This window comes from Devosia naphthalenivorans (assembly GCF_003056355.1).
Classification (GTDB): Bacteria; Pseudomonadota; Alphaproteobacteria; order Rhizobiales; family Devosiaceae; genus Devosia; species Devosia naphthalenivorans.
In genome coordinates this window covers 132,267-141,641 of the sequence record NZ_PYVW01000013.1, presented here as the reverse complement: position 1 = coordinate 141,641, position 9,375 = coordinate 132,267, and the positions used below count along the sequence as shown (strand labels likewise).

Below are 9,375 nucleotides of genomic sequence, written 5' to 3'. Positions count from 1 at the left end.
TGCTCAAGGGCGAGCTTGGCTGGCTCTGAGGGGCTACAGGCTATCCGGCCCGGACCATGGCTCACGCCACGCTCCAAGGCCGATCATCGTCAATCACGGCCTCAAAGGAAACATACAAGGGGCGAGGTGATGGGGCGGTGGTTGTGGGGAGATTGGGTCTCGCGCATCTTACCCTAGGAGACCTCATGGTGAGCTTGTCGAACCACGAGGTCGGGCGAGTGTAGGCTGGGGTGCCACGACCTCGTCCTTCGACAGGCTCAGGATGAGGTCTACTCAGAGCTAGGGCTCGGTGCGGAAGTTTGCCTTTAGCCGCGCAATGATTCCTGCGGCCTTGAGCATCAGGGCCATGTCGATATCGGCATCGGTGGCGCCTTGGGGGGTGTCGGCCCAGACGGGGATGGCGAGTTCGTGGTTCTGGATTTGTCCGCCGATGTCTTCGCTGAGCACGGCGCGGACGTGGCCGGTGATGCGGCCGGGCAGGCGGGGATGTGGTTGCTTGTCCCGCACTGCGATGTCGATCAATTCCAAGAACACACAAGCCCCAGCCGGCGCAATGGCGCGCCAGAGGGGTTAATCGGCGATTCGTCGTTTGGTTTCCCCCCGAGGAGGAATGATTTGATCGACGATCAGACCTTGACGCGATGTTCCACCATGCCGGCGTCGCCGAAAAGCCTCAGGTACCGGGCGATCTCTTCGGGCGTGCCGGTGGCCTTGGCGGGATTATCGGAGAGTTTGACCGCTGGCCGGCCATCGGTTTCGCTGACCTTGGCGACAATGGAGATCGGATCGAGCCCGGGGTTGGGGCCGTCGGGGGCGCAGCCCTCGAAATCATTGGTGAGGTTGGTGCCCCAGCCAAAGGCCATGCGCACCTTGCCTTCGAAATGCAGATAGGCTTCCTCGATCATGTCGACGTCCAGACCATCGGAAAAGATCAAAAGCTTCTCGCGCGGGTCGCGGCCGCGCTCCTTCCACCAGGCGATGATGCGCTCGCCGCCCTCGATGGCGCGGGCGCTGTCGGGGCGGAAGCCGGTCCAGTCGGCAACCCAATCGGGCGCGTGCTTGAGGAAGGCATCCGTGCCGAAGGCATCGGGCAGCACTATCTTGAGATTGCCGCCGTAATAGCTCTCCCAATCCTGCAATACCTGATAGGGCGCAGCGCGCAGGGCATCGTCGGTTTTTGCCAGGGCCGCCAGCACCATGGGCAGCTCATGGGCATTGGTGCCCAAGGCTTCCAGGTCATTGTCCATCGCCAGCTTGACGTTGGAGGTGCCGGTAAAGGCTTCGCCGATGCCTTCCTTCAGGGCCTCGACACACCAGCGCTGCCAGAGGAAGGAATGGCGGCGGCGGGTGCCGAAATCGGAAATCTTGAGTTCGGGCAGCTTTTGCAGGCGCTCGACCTTGTCCCACATCTTGGTCTTGGCGCGGGCATAGAGCACGTCCAGCGTGAACGGCCCGTAATGCTTCATCGCGGCGCGGGAGCGCAGCTCGTTGATGATGGCGAGGGCCGGGATTTCCCACATGGTGGTTTCAAGCCACAGGCCCGGGAATTCCAGCACGAACTGGCCGTCGCGCTTTTCCAGGCGAAACTCGGGCAGGCGAAAATCTTCCAGCCATTTGAGGAAGGCGGGCTCGAAAATCTGCTTGGAGCCGTAAAAACTGTTACCGGCCAGCCAGATCATTTCCTTTTTGCCAAAGCGCAGCGTGCGGCAATGTTCCAGTTGGGCGCGCAATTCGTCGATGTCGATCTCTTCGGCGAGCTTGACCGATTTGGTGCGATTGATCAGCGAGAAGGTGGCGTTGACCTTGGGGTAGAGTCCCCAGATCATCTGCAGCATCAGCAGCTTGTAGAAATCGGTATCGAGAAGCGATCGCACGATGGGATCGAGCTTCCAGGTGTGGTTGTACACCCGCCGGGCAATATCGGTATAAGTCGCCATGGTGTTCCCCACTTCGCGGCAAGGCTTTTACCCAATGTGGGGGGTGATTGAAAGGCGCGGAAGGCCCAAGCCGTCTAGTCGCCCAGCTGGAAGCGCTCGAATCGCGTCAGGGCCGCGTCGATGGCGGCTTTTCCCTCGGCGCCCGCATCGGCCAGATTGGTCCATTGCTGGATCAGCAGTTTCCCGGCGGCGCGGTCGGTCTTGAGATCGATGGCGGCGACGATCCGGTCGCCCAGCAGCACCGGCAGCGCGAAATAGCCCAGGCGGCGCTTGGGGGCGGGCAGATAGGCTTCGAACAGGTGTTCGTAGTCGAAAAAGAGCTTGAGCCGCTTGCGCTGGATTACCAGGGGATCGAAGGGGGAGAGGACGTGAACCAGCGTTGGCGGCTCGGACGGGGATGAGGCCAGCGTTTCTGGGGTCGTCCAGTGTTCGACCGTGCTGCCCTCGATGCGGACCGGCACCAGCAGCTTGCGGCGGACGCGGCTCTCGATGAGTTCGCGCACTTGCCTTTTGGCCGGGGCGTTGAGGTGGCAGATGGAATCAAGGCTGACGACGCCCTGGCTCTGCAGCGCTCGGTCGAGCAGATAGGCGGTGACCTGCCGCTCGGTGGCGGGCTTTGGCTGGGTGGTCCAGCCGAAATGGCGGGCGGTGAGGTCATAGGTTTTGACCATGCCCTGGCGCACCGAAATGGTGACGAGGCCTTGGTAGAACAGTATTTCAAGGACGCGTTTTGATGGCTTGCGGCTGGCCCAGGGGTGGTTCTTGTCCACCAGCTCGTCATCGGCGATGTCCCGGATCGAAAGCGGGCCATCGTCGCGCAGCCGCTTGAGCATGGCCTTGGTTTCATCGGCGGTAGCGGAGCCGAACCAGCGGCTGGGCGTCAGCCGCTGTTGCTTCATGGCCGGCAGGTAAAACGGCAGCGCTGAGGTGGGGACGTAGCTCAGCGCGTGGGTCCAGTATTCGAAGATCGATTTGTCGGCCGATTGCAGCTGCGTCAGGTCGGCGCGGCGATAGGTGGGAATGCGGGAATGAAGGATGTGGTGGTGGCAGCGCTCGATGACGTTGATGGTGTCGATCTGCACATAGCCAAGCTGGGTGATGGCCGCGAGTGCAGCGTCGGGGCCTTGGCCGAAGGGTTCGAACCGGTCGAGCCGCTGCGCCGCGATCCAGATGTGGCGCGCGCGGGTTTGCTCAAGCGTGAGTGGTGGCTTTGGCAGGGTTTTAGACGACGCGCAGCAAAGGCCGGCGCGACCAGTGCACGAGGCTGACGCTCATCGTTTCGTCGCCCGAGGCGGTTGCCACCAGCGCATAGCGGAAGCGCTCGGCAATGGGGCGCAATTGCTCGACGGCGGCCGGTGACACCTCGCGCTGGATCAGGGGCGCGCCCTGCGCCATCAAGACGCTGAGCGATCCCACTTCCACACCCAGATCGAATTCGGCGTCGCGGCCGGGAAACCGCAAGCGGACATCATCAAGGATTTCGATATTTCGCATCTGGATAGCTCTCTGCACGTCTTTCGAGTTTTGCCTCCCACGGTGAAATAAGCGTTAACAGCCATCCGTGTTCACAAAGTGGGGCGGCTTATCACAAGTTGGAACGATGTCCACTGCGACCCGTTGGCAGGGTCCGGAGCGGAAAAGTGCCATGCAAGACGACGATGTGCTGCCGATCGTGACCGAAACCGCCACGTTGCAGAAACGTGACGTGGTGACCGGAAGGGTCCGCGTTCAGACGCAGACCCAGGCGCACGAAGAACTTGTCTCGGCAGCGCTGGAGCAGAGTGACGTGGAAGTCACCCGTGTTCCCGTGGACCGCGAAATCGAGGCGGCGCCTTCGGTCCGGACAGAAGGCGGGGTCACCATTGTCCCCGTCGTCGAGGAAAGACTGGTGGTCGAAAAGCGGCTGGTCCTCCGGGAGGAGATCCACATCCGCCAGACCACAACAACCCAATCCGTCGAAGTGCCGGTGACGCTGCGCAAGCAGTACGCCGTTGTCGACCGCGACGCGCCGGCAACAAACCCCAACGAAGAGGATAGATGAAATGAGCCAGATCTCGGAAACGCAATCGCGGACCGTGTCCGCCTTCTTTGATACCCAGAACGATGCACAGCATGCCGTAGACCGCCTCGTCGAGGCCGGTATTCCCGCCGATAGCGTCCGGCTCGTGCCAGGCTATGAGAGCGATACGCCGGTCACCGACCGCAGCGAGCAGCATCGCGGTTTTTTCGCCTCGCTGGCCGATTTCTTCATGCCCGACGAGGACCGTTACACCTATGCGGAAGGGCTGAGCCGTGGCGGCTATCTGGTGGTGGTCAACGATCTGGAACTGGCCCATTACGAACGTGCGGTCGATATTCTGGACGATGAAGGCTCCATCGATCTGGACGAGCGCGAACAGTCCTGGCGCTCGGAAGGCTGGAGCGGCTATCAGGCCGGCGCGACCGGCTATGATACGGACCTCGACACCGCAGATAATTTTAGCGATGCACAGCCGCTCAACGACCGCAATCTGGACACCAGCAATTCGCTCGGCACCACGACGGACGAAACCATCCCCGTGGTCGACGAACGGCTTGTCGTGGGCAAGCGCGACGTCAATCTTGGCCGCGTCCGCGTTCGTTCCTATCTGCGCGAGGAACCTGTCAGCGCCGATGTGAACCTGCATGAAGAGCGCGTGACGCTGGATCGGCGTCCGGTCGACCGTCCGCTGAGCGATGCGGATGCCGCTTTCCGTGACCGCACCATCGAGGCCGAGGCGCATGGCGAGGAAGCTGTGGTGAGCAAGGAAGCCCGCGTCACCGAGGAAATCTCCCTGCGCAAGGAAGGCACCGACCGCCAGGAAACGGTCAACGACACCGTCCGCAAGACCGAAGTCGAGATCGAAGACGATCGCAATATTGCCGAGAGCGAGCGCATCAGCCGCCGCTAATCATACCGGGCGCCTGCGAACCACGCAGGCGCCTGTTTTTTCAAGCCGGATTGCGGAACCAGCCACCTTCGATCACGTGCCGGTCTCCATGCCGGCTGAGACGTTCGCGCAGGGCGCGGAGTTCCTCTTCGGACCAGCCCTGCGGCTGGCTTACCTGCACCCAGCCATCGAAGTAATCCTGCGGCGCATAGACATGGCCAAAACCGATCGGCGCCGTCTGCGCCAATGCCATGTCCAGCGCCAGCTGCAGGAACGTGACCACCGGATACCAGTTGAGCAGCGGCGAAACGCCCTCGGCGCGCCGCCCCGAAAGCCAGACCGGCTCGCGCCACAGCATGGCGGGCTCGAAGAAGACAATCGGGTCGCTGGGATATTGCAGATAGACGATGCGGAGCGGGCCCCAGGGTCTGGTGTCCTCGGCTAGATCGCCATTGCCATTGGAAAAACGTACGGCCGTGCCCTGCGCCACCTGCGGCCGCCACCATGGCGAGCCGGGTTCCCGATTGATTGTCAGATTGCGCCAGGTGACGCTGGCGAAGGGCGCACCGACCCAGAGCGCGCCATCGAAGGGATCGGCGATGATATCGTAGAGCGAGGCCGAGGCGATGGCGCTATAGGCGCCCAGGCTCAGCCCATGCAGATAGAGCCGCGGCCGCTCACCCTCCGGCATGGCCGACCAGCGCTCATAGACGGCGTTGAACAGCATCTGGGCGGTATGGACGCCCACATCGGGCTCGGACACCAGCGAAATCCAGCTGGTGAGATAGGAATATTGCACGGAAACGCTGGCAACATCGCCACCATGCAGGAACTCCAGCGTATCGATCGCCGCCGGCTCGACCCAGCCGGTGCCCACCGGCATGATCAGCACCAGCACGGAGCGCTCGAAAGCACCCACCCGGTCCATTTCGGCCAGGGCAAGGGCGGCGCGCTCTTCCGGGGTTTCCGCCGAACGCAGGCCGACATAGATGCGCAATGGCTCGACGGCGGGGCGTTCGGTGATCTCGGCGATCTCGGTCGGGGTGGGACCGGACTGTACGTAGATGCGGGCATCGAGCCCGATCGTATCCCAGGGGATCAGCGAACCCGGGCCGCCAGAGCGTGAGGGGTCGGTGGGCGCAGCGGTGTAGCTGCCGGCCAGCGTATCCAGATTGCCATAGAAGCGGTCCGCGAGGTTCAACAGGCCGCGCGCAACAACACCCTCTCCCACCATGCCGGCGAGGACGCTGACCGCCAGGATCGCGCCCACCAGTGCCACGCGGCGCGGAATGATGCGGCTCAGCCAGCGGGCAACGATCCGCACGCCATGCACCAGCAGCGTGCCCAACCCGATCAGGATCGCGCCGGGCAATATGGCAATGGCGACCACGAGCCAGGGCTGCCGCGCCTCGACCGGGGGGATGCCCATGACGCCGCGGATGGAATTCTGCCAGCCGGTGGAGAACCACAAAAAGGCGATGGCCAGCACGAGGCACGCCAGGGCGAGCAGCCGGCCGACCCATTTGGCAAGCTCGGGCGTCGGCCAGCGCAGTTCTAGATAATCCCAGAGCCATTCGAGAAACACGCCGATGCCATAGCCGGCAGCAAAGGTGCAGCCGCACAAAATGCCCTGAACGACGAAATTGCGGGGGATTAGCGAGGGGGTCAGCGCCAGGGCGAAGAAAAGGAGGCCCAGCAGCCAGCCGCCGGTGGAAAGGTGATCCAATTGCCGCCACAGGCGCCGGGCCACCCCGCTCATGCCGCCAGCACCGTTTGCGCAAGGCTTATTGCGGCCCAGATGGCGCCGCCCGCGATGCCAAGGCCGATCACGGCGATCAGCATGCCCAGCAGGACGCCAAAGCCATCCCGGTTGATGCGCGACACGCAGATCACCGCAATGCCGGTATTGGGGACGGCATTGATGAAGGGGATCGGCAGGACCATGGGCAGGCTGACCACGAGAATGAAGATGCCCAGGAAATACTCGCTGCGCGGCCCGGTCAATGCTCCCAGCCGGGGCCGTGACACGCGGGCGATAAGTTGGGCCAGCCAGCGCATCTGCCCGATCATCCGCTCCAGCAGCCGGCCCGGCAATGGCAGGCGTCCGATCCAGCCGCCAAGCCGCAGCGGCCGGCCCACCAGCATGGTGACGGTCACAGCCATGATGGCCAGCGCAATGGTGCCGCCATAGCCGGGTGGGCCCGGGATCATGTTGAGCACGCTCAGGACCAGTATCACCATCGGATAGGACGCATTGCCGAGCAGCGCCAGCAATTCACCCGCAGTCACGCGCTCCGCGCGGCTGACATTGTCGGCAATCGCCGCGACTTGAACTTCGACTGGGGACACGGAACCTGGGTGTTCGCTCGGATGACCGGGGGAGATTAACGGGTGTGGGGGAAAGGACAAGGCGGGGGGTGGGGGCTGGGGGTTATTTCGGGTGGCCGTTGTGGTTCGGGAGGTGGTTCGGAGGTTTTTCGCCAGTTGTGCCGCGACAAGGTCGATATTCCCGCGGCGTCATTCCCGCGAAGGCGGGAATCCCACTGCGCTGAAGTGAAGTGAGATTCCCGCTTTCGCGGGAATGACGTAGTGGAGGTGCCACGACCTCGTGGTTCGACAGGTTCCGCATGAGGTCTACTAAGGAATCCTTCCTGCGCGACGTGTTTGCCCCCTGAATCGCCCATGCTCAGGCGCTTCCCTCGGACTTGATCCGAGGGTCTCTTACAGCTTGTGCCGTGCTGAGGGTGGCCCTCGGATCAAGTCCGAGGGAAACGCGGTGGGTGGGGACCCATCGCGGGTTCAAGCGGCGGCCGGTTGCAGACCCCAAAGCCAAAACTCGGGAACTATGGGGCACAAGCCGAAGCTTCGATGTAACGGAGGAAATGGTGGAGCCTAGCGGGATCGAACCGCTGACCTCTTGCATGCCATGCAAGCGCTCTCCCAGCTGAGCTAAGGCCCCATTCCATTGGGTCTCGGGAGCACTTGGCGTCCCGAAGCGAGGCGGAACCTATTGGATGATCCCCGGCCACGCAAGTGCCTAAATGACACTTTTTTATCCGGCCGGCTTTTGTGCAAAGCCGGCCGGAAAGTCACGTTAAATCAACGGTCTTCGTCGCCGCCGACGTCGAAGCCGAGTTCGTCGTCCTCGTCTTCGTCCTCTTCGAGGAACACGTCCGCCTCGTCCTCGCCGAGTTCTTCGTCGACTTCGACGTCCTCGACGTCAGGGATATCCTCGTCGCCCGATTCTTCGGCGTCGGCATCCTCGAGCGAGACGATCTCGGGCGCTGCGACGTCCTCGACTTCCTCTTCGACCTCATCCTCGTCCTCGCTGTCGGCCTTGCGGGCGGTCACGGGAGAAGCCTTGCTGACGAGAACCTGCTCGAAATAGGAGCGCGGATAGCTCTTGCCGGTATAGGGCGAAACGATCGGGTCCATGTTCAGGTCATAGAACTTCTTGCCCGTATCTGGGTCGGTCCGCTTGGTGCCGCGTTCGGAACTGGCCATCGATGTTCCTCATGGAATGTTTAAGGGGCTCGTGGAGCCCGGTTCGGTCAGTCCGGTTATGGACAAAGCCGGGCCCTGTCAAACCGAAAATGCGCGGCGGCGAAACCGCCGCAACCCTTGGGCGGAACGGCCGACGCAGCGAGAGGCTCCCCAGGGCTTGGTAATTTCCCGCATTTGGCATTTGCCCGGCGCGCCGATTGTCCTAAACGGGTGCGGTGGATGGCCAAGGATCGGAACCCGCATGATTATTGCCGTGGATGGACCCGCAGCGTCTGGCAAGGGCACGCTTGCCGCAGGACTGGCCAGCCATTACCGGCTGCCGCACCTGGATACGGGGCTGCTCTATCGGGCGGTCGGCCTTGCCGTTGCCGACCTGGAAGACCAGCCAGGCTTTGAGGGTGCGGCCATCGAGGCGGCGCGGACGCTGGATGCGAGCCAGCTGCAAAATCTCGAGGCGCTGACGGCGGCTCATAGTGGCGTGCTGGCCAGCAAGGTGGCGGTGATCGGGCCGGTGCGGCAGGCATTGTTCGATTACCAGCGCCGCTTTGCGCTGCAGCCCGGTGGCGCGCTGCTGGACGGGCGCGATATCGGCACGAAAATCTGTCCCGAGGCGGATGTAAAGCTGTTCATCCAGGCCGACAGCAAGGCGCGCATGGAGCGCCGGGCGCGGCAGCTGGAAAAACGTGGCCAGGTGGTTGATCGCTACGCCCTGTTTCACCAGATAGAAGAGCGGGACGCCCGTGACATGGCCAATCCCCATGGTGGTTTCTATAAAGCCGATGACGCGCACTTGCTCGACACCACGCTTCTCGATATAGAGGCCGCACTCCGCGCAGCCATCGCGATCGTCGATCGGACCATGGCGCTCAAGGCAGGGCAGCAGCCCTAATTTCCTCCTTGAGTGTTTCGGCCCCGGCAATCACCCAGCGAAGCCAGCCGGAAAACACCGCAAATCAACTGTTCGACCGAGCGCTCGCGCGCCGGCACTTCGCTTTTGAAGTGGCGGGCTTTCGGTCTTCAACCCC

The 9,375-nt window shown here is 62.9% G+C and carries 10 protein-coding genes and 1 tRNA gene; 3 read left to right on the top strand and 8 right to left on the bottom strand.

The genetic code is table 11. The features are described from left to right. Nucleotides 1-279 precede the first annotated feature (279 nt). The 4 genes from C8264_RS15885 to C8264_RS15870 form a co-directional block, all read right to left on the bottom strand. Nucleotides 280-528, bottom strand: a complete 249-nt coding sequence (locus tag C8264_RS15885; protein ID WP_108461951.1) for a hypothetical protein — start codon at nucleotides 526-528, stop codon at nucleotides 280-282. Between the two features lie 98 nt (nucleotides 529-626). After that, nucleotides 627-1,937 (bottom strand): nicotinate phosphoribosyltransferase, encoded by a 1,311-nt coding sequence (gene pncB / locus C8264_RS15880; RefSeq protein WP_108461950.1) that lies wholly within the window; start codon nucleotides 1,935-1,937, stop codon nucleotides 627-629. A 74-nt stretch (nucleotides 1,938-2,011) separates the two neighbouring features. Further along, nucleotides 2,012-3,154: a winged helix-turn-helix domain-containing protein gene (locus C8264_RS15875; protein ID WP_108461949.1), complete on the bottom strand. Its 1,143-nt coding sequence runs from the start codon at nucleotides 3,152-3,154 to the stop codon at nucleotides 2,012-2,014. A 4-nt stretch (nucleotides 3,155-3,158) separates the two neighbouring features. Continuing rightward, entirely contained in the window at nucleotides 3,159-3,431 is a 273-nt protein-coding gene (locus C8264_RS15870) for a hypothetical protein (protein WP_108461948.1), read from the bottom strand. Between the two features lie 151 nt (nucleotides 3,432-3,582). Between C8264_RS15870 and C8264_RS15865 the strand changes: the two genes are divergently transcribed. Together C8264_RS15865 and C8264_RS15860 are read left to right on the top strand one after the other, a co-directional pair. Beyond that, the gene (locus C8264_RS15865) at nucleotides 3,583-3,978 is read left to right on the top strand and encodes a YsnF/AvaK domain-containing protein (RefSeq protein WP_108461947.1); all 396 of its coding nucleotides are present in this window, start codon (nucleotides 3,583-3,585) and stop codon (nucleotides 3,976-3,978) included. Between the two features lies 1 nt (nucleotide 3,979). Continuing rightward, nucleotides 3,980-4,867 (top strand): YsnF/AvaK domain-containing protein, encoded by an 888-nt coding sequence (locus tag C8264_RS15860; protein WP_108461946.1) that lies wholly within the window; start codon nucleotides 3,980-3,982, stop codon nucleotides 4,865-4,867. A gap of 40 nt (nucleotides 4,868-4,907) precedes the next feature. Here the strand turns inward: C8264_RS15860 and C8264_RS15855 are convergent, their stop codons facing one another. From C8264_RS15855 to C8264_RS15840, 4 genes are all read right to left on the bottom strand, one after another. Then, nucleotides 4,908-6,605: an alpha/beta hydrolase gene (locus C8264_RS15855; protein WP_108461945.1), complete on the bottom strand. Its 1,698-nt coding sequence runs from the start codon at nucleotides 6,603-6,605 to the stop codon at nucleotides 4,908-4,910. Then, the gene (locus C8264_RS15850; protein ID WP_162783692.1) at nucleotides 6,602-7,195 is read right to left on the bottom strand and encodes an exopolysaccharide biosynthesis protein; all 594 of its coding nucleotides are present in this window, start codon (nucleotides 7,193-7,195) and stop codon (nucleotides 6,602-6,604) included. Before C8264_RS15850 ends, C8264_RS15855 begins: the two co-directional genes overlap by 4 nt. A 534-nt stretch (nucleotides 7,196-7,729) precedes the next feature. Further along, a tRNA-Ala gene (locus C8264_RS15845) sits at nucleotides 7,730-7,805 on the bottom strand. 140 nt (nucleotides 7,806-7,945) lie between these two features. After that, entirely contained in the window at nucleotides 7,946-8,350 is a 405-nt protein-coding gene (locus tag C8264_RS15840; RefSeq protein WP_108461943.1) for a TIGR02300 family protein, read from the bottom strand. Nucleotides 8,351-8,591: 241 nt separating this feature from the next. On the opposite strand from C8264_RS15840, the gene C8264_RS15835 reads away from it, so the two are divergent. After that, nucleotides 8,592-9,239: a (d)CMP kinase gene (locus C8264_RS15835; RefSeq protein ID WP_108461942.1), complete on the top strand. Its 648-nt coding sequence runs from the start codon at nucleotides 8,592-8,594 to the stop codon at nucleotides 9,237-9,239. Nucleotides 9,240-9,375: the final 136 nt, after the last annotated feature.

Excerpts from the sequence above, each read along its gene's own strand:
- pncB (WP_108461950.1), bottom strand. The coding sequence starts at position 1,937 with ATGGCGACTTATACCGATATTGCCCGGCGGGTGTACAACCACACCTGG.
- C8264_RS15870 (WP_108461948.1), bottom strand. The coding sequence starts at position 3,431 with ATGCGAAATATCGAAATCCTTGATGATGTCCGCTTGCGGTTTCCCGGC.
- C8264_RS15865 (WP_108461947.1), top strand. The coding sequence starts at position 3,583 with ATGCAAGACGACGATGTGCTGCCGATCGTGACCGAAACCGCCACGTTG.
- C8264_RS15860 (WP_108461946.1), top strand. The coding sequence starts at position 3,980 with ATGAGCCAGATCTCGGAAACGCAATCGCGGACCGTGTCCGCCTTCTTT.
- C8264_RS15855 (WP_108461945.1), bottom strand. The coding sequence starts at position 6,605 with ATGAGCGGGGTGGCCCGGCGCCTGTGGCGGCAATTGGATCACCTTTCC.
- C8264_RS15840 (WP_108461943.1), bottom strand. The coding sequence starts at position 8,350 with ATGGCCAGTTCCGAACGCGGCACCAAGCGGACCGACCCAGATACGGGC.
- C8264_RS15835 (WP_108461942.1), top strand. The coding sequence starts at position 8,592 with ATGATTATTGCCGTGGATGGACCCGCAGCGTCTGGCAAGGGCACGCTT.